Genomic DNA, 19,020 nt, shown 5'->3' on the forward strand with positions numbered 1-19,020 from the left:
TGCGGCCGGCGGCTTTTTCTTGAACCGCACGCGCCGACAGGCAACTGTTCAGCGCTTCCAGAAAGGTTTGCCGGCATGACCAAACGCCGCGTCGTCGTTACCGGACTCGGTTGCATCGCTCCTGTCGGAAACTCCGTAACCGAATCCTGGGCCAACCTGTTGGCCGGGAAGTCGGGCATCGCGAACATCACCGCGTTCGATGCAAGCGCCTTCGCCTGCAAGTTCGCAGGTGAGGTCAAGGGTTTCGACATCACCCAATACATCTCGGAGAAGGAAGCGCGTCACATGGACCGCTTCATTCATCTGGGGCTTGCCGCCGCCATCCAGGCGGTGCAGGACAGCGGACTGCCGACCGGCGAAGCGCTTTCCTATGAAGAGGCCGTGCGCATCGGATGCAACATCGGCTCCGGCATCGGCGGCCTGCCGATGATCGAGGAAACGCACGGTGAACTGATGAACCGCGGCCCGCGTCGCGTGTCGCCGTTCTTCGTGCCGGCATCGATCATCAACATGATCTCGGGCCATGTCTCGATCAAGTACGGCTTCAAGGGCCCGAACATCGCGGTCGTGACCGCCTGCACCACCGGCCTGCATGCCATCGGCACCTCGGCGCGCATGATCGAATACGGCGACGCCGACGTGATGATCGCCGGCGGCGCCGAGTCGACCATCTCCCCGCTCGGCATCGGCGGCTTCACCGCGCCCCGTGCGCTCAGCACCCGCAACGACGATCCCGCAACGGCCTCGCGCCCGTGGGACAAGGACCGCGACGGCTTCGTGCTGGGCGAGGGCGCCGGCGTGCTGGTGCTCGAGGAGTACGAACACGCCAAGGCGCGCGGCGCCAAGATCTACGCCGAAGTCGCCGGCTTCGGCCTGACGGGCGATGCGTATCACATGACCGCGCCCGACGTCGACGGCCCGCGCCGTTCGATGGCCATGGCGCTGTCGAACGCAGGCGTCAACGCCGACCAGGTGCAGTACCTGAACGCGCACGGCACTTCCACGCAGATCGGCGACGTCAACGAGACCAATGCGGTCAAGCTGGCGTTCGGCGATCACGCGAAGAAGCTCGTCGTCAATTCGACCAAGTCCATGACCGGCCACCTGCTGGGCGGCGCGGGCGGCATCGAATCGGTGTTCACGGTGATGGCGCTGCACGAGCAGAAGAGCCCGCCGACCATCAACATCTTCAACCAGGATCCGGAGTGCGATCTCGACTACTGCGCCAACGAGGCGCGCGATCTGAAGATCGACGTCGCGGTCAAGAACAACTTCGGCTTCGGCGGCACCAACGGTACGCTGGTGTTCAAGCGCGCTTGAGCATTGCTTCGCCATGCACAGCGCGCCGTCGGTGACCTACCCGGTGGGGCGCTCGCGTGGCGCGACCCGGATTCTTGTCGTTCTCTGGGCCCTCGGGGCCATCTGTGCGGGCGCATCCTGCTATCTCTTCGATAGCGTCGGATGGCGCCAGCTGCTGCTGGTTCTCAGTGTCGGTTTCGCGGGTGTGGCTGCGGGCTTCGGTCTGCGGCAGGAGGGCGCGGGCGTCCTGCATTTCGACGGCCTCTACTGGTCGCTGACGGGTGGCCGTGCCACTCGCGCCGTACATGCCGCCCGGATATTCGTGGCGCTCGATTTCCAGTCCCTGATGCTGGTGCGGCTCAACGAGCCGGGGCGCGCCCGCCGCTGGATCTGGATCGAGCAGCGGGCCATGCCGGAGCGCTGGCGCGACCTGCGCCGCGCGGTATATTCGCGCCCCCCCGTCCGCGGCACCCGCGGCCGACACCTGGCGTGCGACCGCTCCGGCCGACGCGCCCTGAACCTTCGTCGATGACCACTTCCCCGCCCGTGCCGCCGGATTCCGGCCTGACCGACGCGCCCGCCGTGGCGCCGCGTCCGGGCGAGGTCGACTTCCAGCTGGTCCAGCGCACGGTCGCCGGGGACCAGAAGGCGTTCGAGCTGCTGGTCATCAAGTACCAGCGCCGCATCGAACGCCTGATCGGGCGGATGGTGCGCGATGTCGACCTGATCGAGGACATCGCGCAGGAAACCTTCATTCGCGCATACCGGGCCCTGCACCAGTTCCGCGGCGAGGCGCAGTTCTACACCTGGCTCTACCGGATCGCCGTCAACACCGCCAAGAAGGCGCTGGTGGACATGAAGCGCGATCCGACTGTCTCCGAGGCGGCCCTCAGGCCTTCTTCCGAGGACGATGATGAAACTTACCGTCCTGGAAACGAACCAACCAGCGACGAAACCCCCGAATCGGTCATGGCGGCGAACGAAATTGCCGGTGCCGTCGAGGCAGCCATGGAAGCGCTCCCCGCCGAGTTGCGGCAGGCGGTCACGCTGCGCGAAATCGAGGGCATGAGTTACGAAGAGATTGCCGAGGTCATGGATTGCCCCATCGGCACGGTGCGTTCGCGTATTTTCCGGGCGCGCGAGGCCATTTCGGCCAGGGTCAAGCCGTTGCTGGACAACCAGTCCGGCAAGCGTTGGTAAGTAAGCAGGTGAATGAAATGAATCAGACGATGACGGTTCGGGAACAGGTGTCCGCACTTGCGGATGGTCATTTGCAGGGCGAGGCGTTCGCGCAGGCGATCGACGCTGTCTGCGCCGAAGGCGAATCGCGCGCGACCTGGCAGGCCTACCACGTGGTGGGCGACGTGCTGCGTTCCGGTTCCCATTCGCCGTGCAGCGACACCTCCGCGTTCCTGGCGCGCTTCCAGCAGCGGCTGGCCGCGGAGCCGGTGATGGTGACCCCGGTATCGGAACCTGTCGCCGTGCCGGTGGCAGTGCCCGTGCAGCGCAGGGCGGAAGCGGCGAACGAGCCGGTGTTCCGCTGGAAGCTGGTGGCGGGCGCCGCATCACTGATGGCCGTTGCCGCCATCAGCTGGACTCTGGTCGGCAACGGCTCGGCCGTGCAACAGGGCGGTACGCAGCTGGCTTCCGTCCAGCAGCAACAGCAGCCGGCCGTCAATTCGGTGCTGGCTGCGGCCGCGGTCAATGGTCCGCAGGCTGCGAGCAATACGCTGACCCCGACACGCGTGATCGTGGGCAACGGCAACCCGCAGGTGATGCTGCGTGATCCCCGTCTCGATCAACTTCTCGAAGCGCACCAGCAGGCTGGCGGTGCCTCGCAAATGCCTTCCGGCTTCCTGCGCAATGCCACTTTCGAGGGCCCGACGCGCTGAGCGCGCGCACCCGTAGCCGCCCGTAATGACCGTTCCGATGCCGATCTCCGCACGCGCCTTCGTGCTTGTGTTTGCCGCTTTCTGCCTGGCGCAGGCTGCCACCGCGCAGACCCGCTCGGGCACTGCGAATGCGAAGAGCGCGGCAACGGCGCAGACGGACGAGCCGCCGGCGATGAGCGTGACCGAGTGGCTGCAGCGCATGCACACCGGCGCACGGCAGCGCAACTACGTGGGCACCTTCGTCGTGTCGGCGCCGGGCGGGGATCTGTCGAGCGCGCGCATCTGGCACGTGCGCGATGGCGAGCACCAGATCGAGCGCATCGAGGCCCTGTCGGGACCGCCGCGTTCGACCTTCCGGCGCAACCGCAACGTCATGACCTTCCTGCCGGAGGCGAAGGTGGTGAAGGTCGAGAAGCGCGAGAACCTCGATCTCTTCCCGAACCTGCCGGACAAGCCCGATTCGTCCATCGGCGATTTCTACGACGTGCGTGCGATCGGCAAGGACCGTGTCGCCGGCTTCGATGCCGACGTGGTGCAGCTGGTGCCTCATGACGGACTGCGCTTCGGCTACCGGATCTGGAGCGAGCGCCACTCCGGCCTGGTGGTGAAGCTGCAGACCGTCGACAGCGATTCCCGCGTGGTGGAGCAGTCGGCGTTCTCCGAGCTGCAGCTCGACGCACCGGTGAAGGCGCAGGCGCTCGCCCAGATGATGTCCAACACGTCGGGCTACCGCATCGAGAAGCTCGAGCTGGAGCGCAGCAACGCGCAGGACGAGGGCTGGACCCTGCGCACGCCCGTGGCCGGATTCAAGCCCCGAAGCTTCTTCCGTCGCCCTGTGGCGGGTGACGACGGCGGCGGCAAGTCGAAGCAGGATGCGGCCACAGTCCAGTGGACCTTCTCCGACGGACTCGCTTCGGTGTCGCTCTTCATCGAACGCTACGACCCGGCGCGCGCGCCCCGTGACGGCGTGCTGACCATCGGCGCGACCAACGCCATCCGCCGTCGCCTGCCCGAGCCGGCCAGCGACTGGTGGCTGACGGCAGTCGGCGAGGTGCCGCAGCAGACGCTCAATGCATTCGCCCAGAGCCTCGCGCGAACGCGCTGATTCGCCGGCAGGCAGATCGCACGGGCGCCGATTGCGCTGAACCAAGCACTCGGCGCAGACTCATAGCACTTGTTTTTCAGCCGCTCTGTTCTTTTGAAAGAAAACCGATGATCTTCAAAGTCGAGGGACACAAGCTTCGTTCCGGTCTGCTGGCTTTCGCGCTCGCCCTGACGGCTGGCGCCACTTTCCTTCCGGTCGAGCCGGTCCACGCGCAGACACGCACGCTGCCCGACTTTACCGATCTGGTCGATCAGGTCGGCCCTTCCGTGGTCAACATCCGTACCGTGGAGAAGGTCGCGCAGCGCGGCGGCAACGGCGAGATGGACGAGGAAATGCAGGAGTTCTTCCGCCGCTTCTTCGGCCAGCCCCTGCCGGGCCAGCCGCGGCAGGGGCCGCGCCAGAATCGTCCGCAGCCTCAGGAGGAAGAGCGTCCGCGCGGCGTCGGCTCCGGCTTCATCCTCACGCCCGACGGCTACGTGATGACCAACGCGCACGTGGTCGAGGACGCGTCCGAGGTGCTGGTCACGCTGCCGGACAAGCGCGAGTTCAAGGCAAAGATCGTCGGTGCCGACAAGCGCACCGACGTCGCCGTCGTCAAGATCGAAGCAACCGGGCTGCCCGCGGTGAAGGTCGGCGACATCTCCAAGCTGCGCGTGGGCGAGTGGGTGATGGCCATCGGCTCTCCCTTCGGCCTCGAGAACACCGTCACTGCCGGCATCGTGAGCGCCAAGCAGCGCGACACCGGCGAATACCTGCCGTTCATCCAGACGGACGTGGCCATCAATCCCGGCAACTCGGGCGGCCCGCTGATCAACATGCGCGGCGAGGTGGTCGGCATCAACAGCCAGATCTACTCGCGCTCGGGCGGCTTCATGGGCATCTCGTTCTCGATCCCGATCGACGAGGCGATCCGCGTGAGCGACCAGCTGCGCACCTCGGGCCGCGTCTCGCGTGGCCGCATCGGCGTGCAGATCGACCAGGTCACCAAGGACGTGGCTGAGGCCATCGGCCTGGGCAAGGCGCAGGGCGCGCTGGTGCGAGGCGTAGAGGCCGGTTCGCCGGGCGAGAAGGCCGGTGTCGAGCCGGGCGACGTCATCACCAAGTTCGACGGCAAGCCCATCGAGAAGCCGAGCGACCTGCCGCGCCTGGTGGGCAACACCAAACCTGGCACCAAGAGCACGCTCACGGTGTTCCGCCGTGGCGCCTCGCGGGATCTCAGCGTGACCATTGCCGAGATCGAGCCCGACAAGCCAAGCAAGCGCGCGAGCGATCGCGACGAGCAGGCGCAGAAGCCGCCGGCATCCGCTGCTGCCAAGTCGCTGGGCCTGACCGTGAGCGACCTCACCGATGCACAGAAGAAGGAGCTGAAGGTGAAGGGCGGCGTGAAGGTCGATGCCGCCAGCGAAGCCGCGGCCCGTGCGGGTCTGCGCGAGGGCGACATCATCATGGCGGTCGGCAATACCGACGTGTCGAATGCGCGCGAATTCGAGTCCGCCGTTGCCAAGTCGGACAAGAGCAAGTCGCTCAGCATCCTGTTCCGCCGCGGCGATTGGGCGCAGTACGCGCTGATCCGGCAGACACGCTGATCCGGCCCTGGCGTCAAGTGGCCCCACCCGGCAGTCGGGTTTGGGGCCGTTTTTTTGAGGTGTTTACGACGTTCCGACGCCGGCCTCTAAAAAAATCATAGGCCTCGAAAATGCCGGTTTTAGTTTGCGTCCACTAACTTTCCGAAGGGCTAAGGACGGATTTCGGTAGAATAGGGCACTCTCGGCGGCTGGTCGGCGCATAAGGAGTCGCCCGACCTTCACCATGCGAGATGTCAGATAGCAGTCCACCGGTGCTCCACAGATCGCCCACAAGTTGTTCAGTAACTGCTTCACCGATCCTGTTGATAACCTGTTCATATCTTTGATGTTGTGGACCTGCAACGACCCCTTTGGACCCCGTTCCCGGATGTACGCGCTTCCCTTTTTGCCTACAATGAAGCTCCAACTACTGCAGTTGCCATTGCTTGTTGGTTCAGGGCGCGTCTCCAGAAGACGCGCCCTTTTTTCTTGCCTGTAGCACTCTGCGTACGAGCCAATTCAAGTACTTAAGCGTTCCCGTTGATGAATCACATCAGAAATTTTTCGATCATTGCGCACATCGACCATGGCAAGTCGACGCTCGCAGACCGTTTGATCCAGCGTTGCGGCGGCCTCGCGGAGCGCGAGATGGAAGCGCAGGTTCTCGACTCGATGGACATCGAAAAAGAGCGTGGGATAACCATCAAGGCCCAGACCGCCGCGCTGCAGTACAAGGCACGCGATGGGCAGGTCTACAACCTCAATCTGATCGACACGCCGGGCCACGTCGACTTCTCGTATGAAGTGAGCCGCTCGCTGTCGGCATGCGAAGGCGCGCTGCTCGTCGTCGATGCATCGCAAGGCGTCGAAGCGCAGACCGTGGCCAACTGCTACACCGCACTCGATCTCGGTGTCGAAGTGGTGCCGGTGCTCAACAAGATGGACCTGCCGCAGGCCGACCCCGACAACGCGAAGGCGGAGATCGAGGACGTGATCGGCATCGACGCGTCCGATGCGATTCCCTGTTCCGCGAAGACCGGCATGGGCATCGACGAGATCCTCGAGGCGATCGTCGCCAAGGTGCCTCCGCCGCGCGGCAATCCCGATGCAGCGCTGCGCGCGATGATCATCGACAGCTGGTTCGATGCCTACGTCGGCGTCGTCATGCTGGTGCGCGTGGTCGACGGCCGCCTCGCCAAGGGCGAGCGCATCAAGATGATGGCTTCGGGCGCAACGTACAACGCCGACAACCTCGGCGTGTTCACGCCCCACACCGAGCCGCGCCAGTCGCTCGAAGCGGGCGAGGTGGGCTTCATCATCGCCGGCATCAAGGAGCTGCAGGCAGCGAAGGTCGGCGACACCGTCACGCTGATCCGCACGGGCACCGGCGGCGCGGCCGCCACCGCCAGCGAGCCGCTGCCGGGCTTCAAGGAAATCCAGCCGCAGGTGTTCGCGGGTCTCTACCCGACCGAAGCCAGCGAGTACGACTCGCTGCGCGACGCGCTGGAGAAGCTCAAGCTCAACGACTCCTCGCTGCACTACGAGCCCGAGGTGAGCCAGGCGCTCGGCTTCGGCTTCCGCTGCGGCTTCCTCGGCCTGCTGCACATGGAAATCGTGCAGGAGCGCCTGGAGCGCGAGTTCGACCAGGACCTGATCACGACCGCGCCGAGCGTGGTCTACCAGGTGGTCAAGAACGACGGCGAAGTGATCATGGTCGAGAACCCGTCCAAGATGCCCGACGTGGGCAAGATGGCGGAAATCCGCGAGCCGATCGTCACCGTGCACCTGTACATGCCGCAGGAATACGTGGGCTCCGTCATGACGCTGGCCAACCAGAAGCGCGGCGTGCAGATGAACATGGCCTACCACGGCCGCCAGGTCATGCTGACCTACGAGATGCCGCTCGGCGAGATCGTGCTCGACTTCTTCGACAAGCTCAAATCGGTGAGCCGCGGCTACGCCTCGATGGACTACGAGTTCAAGGAGTACCGTGCTTCCGACGTGGTGAAGGTCGACATCCTGCTGAATGGCGACAAGGTCGACGCGCTGTCGATCATCGTGCACCGCTCCCAGTCGCAGTACCGCGGCCGGGCGGTGGCTTCGAAGATGCGCGAGATCATTTCGCGGCAGATGTTCGACGTGGCGATCCAGGCCGCCATCGGGGTCAACATCATTGCGCGTGAGACAATCAAGGCCCTTCGCAAGAACGTTCTGGCGAAGTGCTACGGCGGCGACATCACCCGCAAGAAGAAGCTGCTCGAGAAGCAGAAGGCGGGCAAGAAAAGAATGAAGCAGATCGGCTCCGTCGAGGTCCCGCAAGAGGCCTTCCTCGCCATTCTGCAAGTCGAAGACTGATCGAAAAATGGCATTCATCACCTCCCTGGTCCTCGCGGCCTTCGCCGCCTATGTCGGCGCCTGGTACTTCAACATGATCGAAGGCAACTTCGCCTTGCTGTTGTTCGTTGCCACGGTTGTCACCGGCATCTACTGGCTGGCCGAGCGCTTCTACTTCCTGCCCCGTCGCGAGCAGGCGGCCGCAAAGCTGGAGTCCTCGCTGATCGACCGCAATGCGCGCCTGGCCGAGCAGGGCATCAAGCAGGTCGACACGGCCGACGCGAAGGCGAGCGAGCGCCTGCTGATGCAGCCCTGGTGGCTCGACTGGACCGCCGGCCTGTTCCCGGTGATCCTGGTGGTGTTCCTGCTGCGCTCGTTCCTCTACGAGCCTTTCAAGATCCCGTCGGGCTCGATGATGCCCACGCTGCTGACCGGCGACCTGATCCTGGTCAACAAGTTCACCTACGGCCTGCGCCTGCCGGTCGTCAACACCAAGATCACCGAAGGCACGCCGCTGGCGCGCGGCGACGTGGTGGTGTTCCGCTACCCGCCCAAGCCGAGCATGGACTACATCAAGCGCGTGGTCGGCATTCCCGGCGACGAGGTGGCTTACCTGAACAAGAAGCTCACGATCAACGGCCAGCCGGTTTCCAAGGCGCCGGCCGCCGACTACCTCGACAGCGAGTCGATGCGCCTGCTCAAGCAGTACGACGAGAAGCTGGGCGACAAGGAGCACAAGATCCTCAACGACGAAACCACGCCGTCGTTCATTCCCGGCGCCGGTGGCTTCAACTTCCCGGGCATCGAGAACTGCCGCTACACGGCCGAAGGGGTGGTCTGCAAAGTACCCCCCGGCAGCTATTTCATGATGGGCGACAACCGCGATAATTCGGCCGACTCGCGTTTCTGGGGCTTCGTGCCGGACAAGAACGTCGTGGGCAAGGCTTTCTTCGTCTGGATGAACTTCGGCGACCTGGGACGCATCGGTCCGTTTCAATAAACAAGCATTCATCGGCAAGCATAGTTCGAGGGGTATGAGGGCATGAGAGCACATCGGTCCGTTCGCAGCAGGGCTGCGCAGCAACGTGGCATTTCGTTCATCGGCTTGGTGTTCGTCGCGGCCGTGCTCGGGTGCCTGGGCGTGGTCATCGCGCAGGTCATTCCGACGCTGATCGAGTGGCAGGCCATCGACAAGGCCGCCAACAAGGCCAAGGAAGGCACGACCGTGCCCGAGGTGCGCGCCATCTTCGATCGCGCCCAGGCCATCGACGACTTCAAGTCGGTCAGCGGCAAGGACCTCGAAATCAAGAAGGTCGGCGACAAGGTGGTCGTGTCGTACTCGTACGAGCGCGAGATTCCGCTCTTCGGCCCGGCCTACCTGACGCTCAAGTACAAGGGCGAATCCCGCTGAACACGGCGCCTAAAAAGGTGGACGGCAGCCTCGCCGCATTGCAGGCGCGCCTGCAGCACACCTTCTCCGATCCGCGGCTGCTGCAGCTCGCGCTCACGCACCGCAGCTTCTCGGCCGACCACAACGAGCGCCTCGAGTTTCTCGGCGACTCGGTGCTGAACCTGGCGGTCTCGCACCTGCTGTACATGCGCCTGTCGGCCCTGCCAGAGGGCGACCTGTCGCGCGTGCGGGCCAATCTCGTCAAGCAGGACACCCTGCACCGCCTGGCGGTGGGGCTGGCGCTGTCGCCGCTGCTGCGGCTCGGCGAGGGCGAGGCGCGGTCGGGAGGGCCGAACCGGCCGTCGATCCTGGCCGACGCGCTCGAGGCGTTGATCGGTGCGGTGTATCTGGATGCCGGCTTTGCCGCTGCCCAGGCGCTGGTGCACCGGCTCTACGAGTCGGTCGAGATCAACCCGCGCATGGAAGCCGCGGCCAAGGACCCCAAGACCGAATTGCAGGAATGGCTGCAGGGTCACAAAATGAAGCTGCCGGTGTACCGCGTGGCCGCCACATTGGGCGCGGCACACAAGCAGACTTTCGATGTCGAGTGCGAAGTGCCCGAGCTGGGCTTTCGCGAACGCGGCATCGGCGGCTCGCGCCGCGCCGGCGAGCAGGCGGCGGCCGCTGCCATGTTGATCCGGCTCAAGGCACGCGGCGCCGCGTGAAATCAGAATGAACGATGCTATCAATCCCGTAGCGGAACCCGAAGACGCCGCAAGCGGCGAGGGCGCCGCTGGTCCCCAGCACTGCGGTCTCATCGCCATCGTCGGCAAGCCCAACGTGGGCAAGTCGACGCTGCTCAATGCGCTGGTCGGCCAGAAGATCAGCATCACCTCGCGCAAGGCGCAGACCACGCGCCATCGGATCACCGGCATGCGCACGCTGGGCGCCACCCAGTACGTGTTCGTCGACACGCCGGGCTTCCAGACCCTGCATGCCAACGCGCTGAACAAGTCGCTCAACAAGACCGTGCAGGGCGCGGTCGGCGACGTGGACCTGATCCTGTTCGTGGTCGAGGCCGGCAGCTTCACGCAGGCCGACGAGCGCGTGCTCAAGCTGCTCGGCAAGGGCATTCCCACGGTGCTGCTGGCCAACAAGCTGGACAACGTGCATCGCCGCGGCGACATCGCGCCCTGGCTCAAGAGCATGCAGGAGAAGCACGAGTTCGCCGAATACGTGCCGATGTCGGCCAAGAACCCGAAGGACGTCGAGCGCCTTTTCGGCATCTGCGAGAAATACCTGCCCGAGCAGCCCTGGTTCTACGACGAGGACGAGCTGACCGACCGCAGCGAGAAGTTCCTCGCCGGCGAGCTGGTGCGCGAGAAGCTGTTCCGCCTCACCGGCGACGAGCTGCCCTACACCTCGACCGTCGTCATCGACAAGTTCGAGGAGGAGCCGCCGCAGAAGAAGGGCCAGAAGCGCCTGCTGCGCATCGCCGCCACCATCGTGGTCGAGCGCGACGGGCACAAGGCCATGGTGATCGGCGACAAGGGCGAGCGCATCAAGCGCATCGGCATGGAAACCCGGGTCGAGCTCGAGAAGCTGGCCGACGCCAAGGTGTTCCTCGAGCTGTGGGTGAAGGTGCGCTCGGGCTGGGCCGACGACGAAGCCCGCGTCCGCTCGTTCGGCTATGAATGAATAGGCAAACCCCCAGGCTTGCTCGCTTCGCGTAGCCGCCAATCCCCTTTGCCGGGGGCAACGCCCGCGGCCAGGCAAAGCCGGTCCCGCAGCTTTTGCCGGCCTCAAACCTCGATGCCTCATTGCGTTCTGACATGGCCACCCACCGCGTTTCGCACGAGCCGGCTTACGTCCTCCACCGCTACGACTGGAGCGAGTCGAGCCTGATCCTCGAAGTCTTCACCCGCCACCACGGGCGCATCGCGCTCGTGGCCAAGGGGGCGAAGCGCCCGAGCTCCAACTTCCGGCCGGTGCTGCTGCCGCTGCAACCCCTGCAGGTCAACTACGGCGGCGACGCCGAGATCCGCACGCTCAAGGGCGCCGAATGGATGGGCGGGCACGTCATGCCGACCGGCGAGGCGCTGCTGTCGGGCTACTACGTCAACGAGCTGCTGCTGCGCCTGCTGGCGCGGGACGATGCCCATGAGGCGCTGTTCGACGCCTACGCCGGGGTCGTGCAGGTGCTGGCGAGCGAGCACGCCGGCGCCCAGGCCGCGACCCAGGCGGCCGCGCTGCGGGCCTTCGAACTGCTGCTGCTACGCGAAGTCGGCCTGCTGCCCTCGCTCGACGCCCAGACTCTCACGCTGGAACCGCTTGCCGCCGAAGAGCGCTACAGCCTCGTGCCCGAGGCCGGCCTGCGCCAGGCCGGTGACGACGAGGCCGCGCTGGCCGGTGCCGACTGGCTCGCCCTGCAGGCCGTGCTGGACGACCGCGCCCCATTTACTGCCACATTGCGTGAAATTGCCATCATGAGCGCCGGCGGCAACAGTGCCCTGAGAAACCAGCTGCGCGCACTGCTCAACTACCATTGCGGCGTGTCCACGCTGCGCACGCGGCAAATGATGAGAGACCTGCAAGCACTATGAGCACTCCGGGCCAAGCCGGCACCACCGCCGCCACCTCGCTGTCCGTCAACCTCAACAAGGTCGCCCTGGTGCGCAACACGCGCCACCTGGGCATTCCGAGCGTGGTGAAGGCCGCGCAGGCCTGCCTGGCGGTCGGCGCGCACGGCATCACGGTGCACCCGCGCCCTGACGCCCGCCACATCCGCGCGCACGACGTGAGCGACCTTTCCGCGCTGCTCGCGAAGGACTGGCCGGACGTCGAGTTCAACATCGAGGGCAATCCCTTCCAGAACCTGATGGACTTCGTGCGCACGCTGAAGCCGCACCAGGCCACCTTCGTGCCCGACAGCGAGACCCAGTCGACCAGCGACCACGGCTGGACCTTCCCCGACGACGCCGAGCGCCTGCGCCCCCTGATCGCCGAAGCCAAGGCCCTGGGCGTGCGCGTCAGCCTGTTCATGGACCCGATTCCCGAGATGATGGCCGCCGTCAAGGCCGTGGGCGCCGACCGGGTCGAGCTCTACACCGAAGGCTACGCGGCCTCTCGCGGCACCCCGAACGAGCAGGCAGTGCTCGCGCGCTATGCCGAGTCGGCGCGCGCCGCCATCGCGGCGGGCCTGGGCGTCAATGCCGGGCACGACCTGAGCCGGGACAACCTCACGGCCTTCCTGCGCGCCGTGCCGGGTGTACAGGAGGTGTCCATCGGCCATGCCTTCGTCGCTGACGCACTTGAGCTCGGCTACACGGCTGCCACGCGCGACTACCTGCGCTGCATCGCCGAGGCGCGCCAGCAGCAACAGCAGCAACAACAACAACAATGAACGCCGGCGCCGCATGATCTACGGCATTGGCACCGACATCTGCGACCTGCGTCGCATCGCCGCGACCTTCGAGCGCCAGGGCGAGCGCTTTGCCCGCAAGGTGCTGAGCGACGCCGAATTCAAGGTCTGGCAGGCCCGCAGCGCGCGCTGGCCGAAGCGCGGCCTGAGCTACCTGGCGACCCGCTTCTCCGCCAAGGAGGCCTTCAGCAAGGCCATCGGGCTGGGCATGCGCATGCCCATGAGCTGGCGCCTGTGCGAGATCGCCAACCTGCGCAGCGGCAAGCCCGTCATCGTGCTGCACGGCGGCCTGAAGGACTGGTTCGAGGCGCAGGGCCTCACCGCCCACGTGACCGTGACCGACGAAACCGAATACGCCGCGAGCTTCGTGGTGGTGGAGAAGATATGACCGCCGGGCCTGCCGACCGCCCCCATGCGCCGCTGATCGTCGATGTCGCGGGCACCGAGCTCACCGCCGTCGACCGCCGCCGCCTCGCCGACCCGCTCGTCGGCGGCGTGATCCACTTCGCCCGCAACTGGCAAAGCCGCGCGCAGATGACCGCGCTCAACGCCGAGATCAAGTCGATCCGGCCCGACATGCTGATCTGCGTCGACCACGAGGGCGGACGGGTGCAGCGCTTTCGCACCGACGGCTTCACCCACCTGCCGTCGATGCGCGCGCTCGGCGAGCTCTGGATGCGCGACGCCATGCGCGCCACCCAGGCCGCGACGGCCGTGGGGCAGGTGCTTGCGGGCGAACTGCGCGCCTGCGGCGTCGACTTCAGCTTCGCGCCGGTGCTCGACCTCGACTACGGCGGCAGCAGCGTGATCGGCAACCGCAGCTTCCACCGCGACCCGCGCGTGGTCGCACTGCTGGCCAAGAGCGTGATGCACGGCATGCTGCAGATGGGCATGCGCAACTGCGGCAAGCACTTTCCGGGGCACGGCTTCGTGCAGGCCGACTCGCACGTCGAGATCCCGGTGGACAAGCGCGGCCTCAAGGCCATCCTGGCCGACGATGCGAAGCCGTACGACTGGCTGTCGGGCTCGCTCGCGGCCGTGATGCCGGCGCACGTGATCTATCCGAAGGTCGACAAGCGGCCGGCGGGGTTTTCGTCGAAGTGGCTCGGCGAGATCTTGCGAAAGCGCTTCGGCTTCGATGGGGCGGTGTTCAGCGACGACCTGAGCATGGAGGCGGGGCGCTATATCGACGGCAAGCTGCTCAGTTTTACCGATGCGGCGCTGGCGGCGCTGGAGGCCGGGTGCGACATGGCGCTGCTGTGCAATCAGAGCATCGGCGAAGGCGCGCCGCTCGATGAATTGCTGCAGGGCTTCGCTGCGGCCAGGGATGCGGGGCGCTGGGTTGGCAATCCGGACAGCGAAACGCGCCGTCGGGCCTTGCTTCCCGATACGGCCGCACCGTCGTCATGGGACGCTCTTGCAGGCTCGACCCGGTACAGCGGCGCCAGGCGTACCCTGTCGCGCGATGGCCTGACGGAATAGACGCGCATGCCGCTGTGCCTCAGTTTCTTCCCGCGCAAGGACGAGGCCGTGTTGCGCAATCACGCGCACTATTGCCGCCTGTTCGGCTATCCGCACCAATGGATCGAGGCCGACCGCATTCGCCACCCGGCGTTGCGTGACAGTACGAAATACGGGCAGATTCTTCGCCATCTGCGCGAGCTGCCCGAGAACGACTGGCTTCTGTTCCTCGATGGCGATTCGGTGGTGTTCCACGCGGTTGCCATCGAAGCGCTGATGCAAGGCCGGGACTCGCTTTTCGTCGAGGGCCCGCCCAGCGGCGATCGCCCCGGTCCGGCAATGACCAACATGATGGTGCTGCGCAATACGCCCGCCAATCGGGCCATGCTGCTCGGACTGATGGACGATGCGGGCAATGTCGTCGCACTGGTGAGCCGCGCCATCGATGAAACCGCCCGGTTGCGCCCGGCCGGCCTGCTTGGATGCAACGCGATGGCCGGTGACATCTATGTCAATGTCTCGTGGCGCATTCCGCAGTGGTTCCTGGCGCGCGTCTTCGTCGTCAATCTCGGGCCGCAGCCCATCGTGGCGCCGGAAGGCGGATGGCGCGATGCGCTGCTTCACGATCAAACCCTGCAGGACCTGCTCGCGGCGCAGGTCAACAATGCGCTGATCCACGGCCAGCCCGTGTTGCAGCCCGCAGCCTATCCGGCGTTGTCGGAAGAGCCGATGTCGAGCTACAACGCCGGCGCCGACATTGCTTTCGTCACGCTCTACACGCATCACGTCGGCAGCTACGCGCGGGTGTCCGAGCACAACGTGAAGCGCTACTGCGACAGGCACGGCTACGCGTACCACGTGTACCGCGCCATTCCCGAGGCGATCGACACCGGCATCGGTGGGTCGTGGGTGCGCAGCTGGCTTCTGCAGCAGCACATCGCACACCACAAGTGGGTGATCTGGATCGACGCCGACGTGCTTTTCCTCAACCAGAGTCGCCGGATCGACGCTCTGCTCGAAGGGCGCGAACTGCTGCTTGCGAAGGATGTGGGCGGCTGGGCCTTCAATTCGGGTGTGATGGGTTTCCTGAACACCGAGGGCAACGCCGAACTGCTGGCACGTATCTGGCAGCGCATCGGCGAGGTCGACGACAAGTCGGCGGTCTACAGCAGCCAGGGCGATCAGTACTACACCAATGAGGTGCTGTCCGGAGCAGGGCTGGTGGACGAGCGTGCCATCGTCGACAACCTGAGCATCAACACGCCGCCGCACCTGGCCTCCGACGAGACCCTGCTGGTGCACTTCATCAATCTCGACGAGCCTTACCGTTCGGCCTACATGGCCTCGATGGATGCGCTCTCGCAGCGCCTGCGCTAGCTGGCCGCAGCCGGCTCCAGCCTGAAGACCCGCACCGGCAACTCGCCGGACGCGGGAGCGAGGAACTGGGCGATCTCGGGCACCGTGAACTGGCGCTCCAGCCATGCCTTGTCCGCCAGGCCTGCATTGAAGAAGATCCGGAGCAACCGCAAGGCTTCGTGCCGCAGCGCGCGTGTCAGCGTTTCATGCTCGACCAGTTGCAGCTCCGACGCGGCGGAGGGTCTGAAGCTTGCGCGCGCGAGGATCAGCAGCAGCCTTTCGGCGAAGTCGAGAACCGGTGGCCAGTACAGGTCGTACAGCCTGGCGATCTCCTGCACATGCTCGACGCTCGATTGGGGCAGCAGGTAGGCCAGCACCAGCGCGCGCGCCCGCGAGGCCAGGGTTGCCGCGCGGGCCGTGTCGACGATGGTGGCCGGCGCGACCGGCTTGTGAAGAAGCTCGGGAATCACGGCAAAGCGCGCACCGGCGGCTGCGCTCTTGCACAGCATGTGGAAGTCGTCGTGCACCGTGAACTCGGGGTCGTGGCGCACGCCGCTGCGTTCCAGGAAACTGCGACGCACCATGCAGGCCGACAGCAGCAGCGGGCGCGAGCCGAAGAACTCCACGAGGATGTCCTGATGCCGCTCGGAGAACTCGAACGGGCCTTCGTGCGTCTCGCACCAGCTGCCGACGATGTCGACGTCGGAGCAAGCCTCGAGCAGGGCGGCCTGGCGCTGCAGGCGCTCCGGTGCGGGAACGTCGCCGACGTCGGCGAAGACGATGTAGTCGCCCTGCGCCTGCGCCAATGCAAGGTTGCGAGCGGTGGAGCGGTCGCATGCGAAAGGAAGCGAGAGCAGGCGGGAACTGGCGAGGCCTGATCTCGCCAGCATGGCCTCAAGACCATCGACGCCGGCTTCGGCGACCAGCACGAGGTGGATTGCCACAGTGCTCTGGGCTGCCCAGGCCTGGAGGCTCTGCTCCAGGCTCTGCGGCGAATCTCCGGCCAACAGGCAGACGGTGACGCGTGGCGGCGTCGGCGCGGGCATGAAACGATCGGGTTGTTGCGCGCGCCAGCTCAGGAAGCGCTCGATGGCTGGCCCCACCAGCGGAGGCGCGAAGGCGCGGACGAACACATCCAGGCCTTCACGTTCGAGCCTCGCGCGGCGAGGCGCATCGGCAAGCAACTGCTCGATCGTCTCGATGAGCTTTTCGTAGGGCGCGCCAACCACCGCCTTGCGGATCGAGGCTTCGATCTCGCTGTCGGGGTAGAGCTCGCAGACCACGGCCTTGCGGTGCCTCAACAGGATCGACAGCCGTGGCACTTCGACGATGCGTGATTCTTCCCAGTTGTGGAGATTGAGCACGATCTTCGCGCGGCGCATGAAACCGTTGCGCTCTTCCAGCGTCCAGGCCCGGCCCCGGTTGACCTCGACCCGCAGGCCGCGCGCCATCAGGCCCTCGAGGATGTCGATGCGCCGGCGCGTCAGCGAGCCGAAGAAGACGACGTCGATGTCCTGCTGCTCGTCGGGAAGGATGTCCTCCAGCGGCAGGATTTCCGCGGCTTCAGGCTCCCAGCCGAGCGCGACATAGTCCGCATTGCGATAGCCGAGCTGGCGATGCCGCTGGAAATTCGTCTTGCTGTATTCCCAGAGGTAGCAGCGCTTGAGAACGTCGAGGTAGCGATCGTTCCATGCATGTGTGCCGTGCACCATCGGCTCGAAGTTGACGACGATGCAATCAGGGTGATGCTGTTCGATGTGCTCCCACGGGACATCCCAGAAGAAGAACAGGATGTTGATTTCCCCGGGCTCGATGTAGCAGTGGGTGAAGCGGGTCGGGTAGCCGAGGCGTTCTGCCGCCAACCTGAAGGCCTCGACGATGTCGCCGCAGGTCTCGTGCGAGGACAGCGACGTGAAGTTGAGCCGGGGCAGTGTCGTCATGGGGCGGTGCCCGTCCGGTTCAGTAGTGGCCCAGCACGTTGACCTTGTGGTAGTGGTCCTTCAACGCGGCATGCAGCTGCAGTGCCTGCGCGCGGGTTTCTTCGCCAGCCTCCTTGCCCACGCCGAAGAAGTAAAGGTCGTGGCTGCTGCGGTCTTCGAAGAATCCCCACACAGAGAACCAGGCGTCGTGCTGGAGCAGGTCCGTGAAGTCGGAGGCAGCGAGATTCCGGTAGTAGTTCTGGCTCTTGTCGATGGTCAGCGGCGAATCGGAGGGGTTGAACTCCACGGTGCCGTGCTGGCGCCGGCCCGGGGTCGCGCAGGTCATGACGACGAGGCCGTCTTCCTTCACCAGCCGCAGCATGTTGAGCCAGGTCTTCTTCCACTGGGGGTTGTGCTCCATCGCCTCGCACGAGATCACGACATCCGTGCCGTTCGCGGCGCCGCCATAGTTTTCACCGTGGCAGACGAGATCGACGTCCGGGCCTTCCCCTACATCGAGTCCCAGGTAGTTGCAGTCCTGGAAGAACTCACGGACCGAGCCGTTGAGATTGAGGCTGCCGATCTCGATCACCGCCCGCGCACTGAAATAGGACGGCAGGAACTGCTTCACGCCGGCGACGAAGAACCTTTGTTGGGGATGTGACATGGAACTTGGCTGCGTTGGATTGGCGTTGCGGCTGAAGCAAGGGAAAGATGCCGGAACACCCGCTGCGCAAAGTCATTCCTCGCCGGGTGCGGAGGCAGTTGCTGCATTCGCCCACAAGCGCTTCCCGCCCATGCCCAAGTGCTCCAGATACAGTCGGAGATCGAACTCGAGGCGATGATAGTCCGGCTCCATATGCATGCACAGTGCATAAAACGCCTTGTCGTGCTCACGTTCCTTCATATGTGCCAACTCGTGCACAACAATCATCCTCAGCCACGCCAGCGGCACCTCCTTGAACAGGCTCGCCACCCGGATTTCGCGTTTGGCCTTGAGCTTGCCGCCCTGCACGCGCGACACCGTGGTGTGCGTGCCCAGGGCATTGCGGATCACGTGCAGCTTGTTGTCGAACATCACCTTCGACAGCGGCTCGGCCTTGCGCATGAACTCGCTCTTGAGCTCGGTCACGTACCCGTAGAGCGCCCGGTCGGTCTGGATGTCGTGCACGCCCTCCGGGTAGCGCTGGCCGAGCAGTGCGCCGAGCTTGTCCCCGGCGATCAGCTGTCGGACCTGTTCCAGCAGGGGCGCCGGATAGCCCGCCAGGTATTTCATCG

At 65.4% G+C, this 19,020-nt stretch carries 19 protein-coding genes; 16 read left to right on the plus strand and 3 right to left on the minus strand.

Annotation, left to right across the window (positions count from 1 at the left end):
• Positions 1–75: 75 nt before the first annotated feature.
• From fabF to EJP69_RS12830, 16 genes are all read left to right on the plus strand, one after another.
• On the plus strand, positions 76–1,320 hold the full coding sequence (gene fabF / locus EJP69_RS12755) for a beta-ketoacyl-ACP synthase II (protein ID WP_093305655.1): 1,245 nt from the start codon (positions 76–78) through the stop codon (positions 1,318–1,320).
• A gap of 13 nt (positions 1,321–1,333) precedes the next feature.
• The gene (locus EJP69_RS12760) at positions 1,334–1,831 is read left to right on the plus strand and encodes a hypothetical protein (protein WP_240652129.1); all 498 of its coding nucleotides are present in this window, start codon (positions 1,334–1,336) and stop codon (positions 1,829–1,831) included.
• Positions 1,828–2,499: an RNA polymerase sigma factor RpoE gene (gene rpoE, locus EJP69_RS12765; RefSeq protein ID WP_093205035.1), complete on the plus strand. Its 672-nt coding sequence runs from the start codon at positions 1,828–1,830 to the stop codon at positions 2,497–2,499. The genes EJP69_RS12760 and rpoE overlap by 4 nt, the downstream gene beginning before the upstream one ends.
• A gap of 17 nt (positions 2,500–2,516) precedes the next feature.
• On the plus strand, positions 2,517–3,191 hold the full coding sequence (locus EJP69_RS12770) for a sigma-E factor negative regulatory protein (protein WP_126470443.1): 675 nt from the start codon (positions 2,517–2,519) through the stop codon (positions 3,189–3,191).
• A 25-nt stretch (positions 3,192–3,216) separates the two neighbouring features.
• On the plus strand, positions 3,217–4,296 hold the full coding sequence (locus tag EJP69_RS12775) for a MucB/RseB C-terminal domain-containing protein (protein ID WP_126470445.1): 1,080 nt from the start codon (positions 3,217–3,219) through the stop codon (positions 4,294–4,296).
• Positions 4,297–4,403: 107 nt separating this feature from the next.
• Positions 4,404–5,882, plus strand: a complete 1,479-nt coding sequence (locus EJP69_RS12780; protein ID WP_126470447.1) for a DegQ family serine endoprotease — start codon at positions 4,404–4,406, stop codon at positions 5,880–5,882.
• Between the two features lie 522 nt (positions 5,883–6,404).
• Positions 6,405–8,216, plus strand: coding sequence for a translation elongation factor 4 (lepA, locus tag EJP69_RS12785; protein ID WP_126470450.1), 1,812 nt, complete (start codon positions 6,405–6,407; stop codon positions 8,214–8,216).
• A 7-nt stretch (positions 8,217–8,223) separates the two neighbouring features.
• On the plus strand, positions 8,224–9,195 hold the full coding sequence (gene lepB / locus EJP69_RS12790) for a signal peptidase I (protein WP_093205021.1): 972 nt from the start codon (positions 8,224–8,226) through the stop codon (positions 9,193–9,195).
• Between the two features lie 42 nt (positions 9,196–9,237).
• Positions 9,238–9,606: a DUF4845 domain-containing protein gene (locus EJP69_RS12795; protein WP_093205019.1), complete on the plus strand. Its 369-nt coding sequence runs from the start codon at positions 9,238–9,240 to the stop codon at positions 9,604–9,606.
• A gap of 17 nt (positions 9,607–9,623) precedes the next feature.
• Complete coding sequence (gene rnc / locus EJP69_RS12800; RefSeq protein ID WP_093205016.1) at positions 9,624–10,310, plus strand: ribonuclease III; 687 nt, start codon at positions 9,624–9,626, stop codon at positions 10,308–10,310.
• 7 nt (positions 10,311–10,317) lie between these two features.
• Positions 10,318–11,283 (plus strand): GTPase Era, encoded by a 966-nt coding sequence (era, locus tag EJP69_RS12805; RefSeq protein WP_093205013.1) that lies wholly within the window; start codon positions 10,318–10,320, stop codon positions 11,281–11,283.
• Positions 11,284–11,417: 134 nt separating this feature from the next.
• Positions 11,418–12,188 (plus strand): DNA repair protein RecO, encoded by a 771-nt coding sequence (recO, locus tag EJP69_RS12810; RefSeq protein WP_126470452.1) that lies wholly within the window; start codon positions 11,418–11,420, stop codon positions 12,186–12,188.
• On the plus strand, positions 12,185–12,988 hold the full coding sequence (locus tag EJP69_RS12815) for a pyridoxine 5'-phosphate synthase (protein WP_126470454.1): 804 nt from the start codon (positions 12,185–12,187) through the stop codon (positions 12,986–12,988). Before recO ends, EJP69_RS12815 begins: the two co-directional genes overlap by 4 nt.
• Positions 12,989–13,001: 13 nt before the next feature.
• Entirely contained in the window at positions 13,002–13,394 is a 393-nt protein-coding gene (acpS, locus tag EJP69_RS12820; protein ID WP_093205005.1) for a holo-ACP synthase, read from the plus strand.
• Positions 13,391–14,488: a beta-N-acetylhexosaminidase gene (gene nagZ, locus EJP69_RS12825; RefSeq protein WP_126470456.1), complete on the plus strand. Its 1,098-nt coding sequence runs from the start codon at positions 13,391–13,393 to the stop codon at positions 14,486–14,488. Before acpS ends, nagZ begins: the two co-directional genes overlap by 4 nt.
• A gap of 6 nt (positions 14,489–14,494) precedes the next feature.
• Positions 14,495–15,844 (plus strand): glycosyltransferase family protein, encoded by a 1,350-nt coding sequence (locus EJP69_RS12830; RefSeq protein ID WP_126470458.1) that lies wholly within the window; start codon positions 14,495–14,497, stop codon positions 15,842–15,844.
• Here EJP69_RS12830 and EJP69_RS12835 read toward each other — a convergent pair.
• The 3 genes from EJP69_RS12835 to EJP69_RS12845 all read right to left on the minus strand — a co-directional run bounded on the left by EJP69_RS12835 (position 15,841) and on the right by EJP69_RS12845 (position 19,018).
• On the minus strand, positions 15,841–17,763 hold the full coding sequence (locus EJP69_RS12835; protein WP_126470460.1) for a glycosyltransferase family A protein: 1,923 nt from the start codon (positions 17,761–17,763) through the stop codon (positions 15,841–15,843). The genes EJP69_RS12830 and EJP69_RS12835 overlap by 4 nt on opposite strands.
• Before the next feature lie 19 nt (positions 17,764–17,782).
• A complete protein-coding gene (locus tag EJP69_RS12840) occupies positions 17,783–18,409 on the minus strand; it encodes a class I SAM-dependent methyltransferase (protein ID WP_126470463.1) in 627 nt (208 codons plus the stop codon).
• Positions 18,410–18,481: 72 nt separating this feature from the next.
• On the minus strand, positions 18,482–19,018 hold the full coding sequence (locus EJP69_RS12845) for a YgjP-like metallopeptidase domain-containing protein (protein WP_093204993.1): 537 nt from the start codon (positions 19,016–19,018) through the stop codon (positions 18,482–18,484).
• Positions 19,019–19,020: the final 2 nt, after the last annotated feature.

The sequence above is a fragment of the Variovorax gossypii genome (assembly GCF_003965815.1).
GTDB classification, from domain to species: domain Bacteria; phylum Pseudomonadota; class Gammaproteobacteria; order Burkholderiales; family Burkholderiaceae_C; genus Variovorax; species Variovorax gossypii.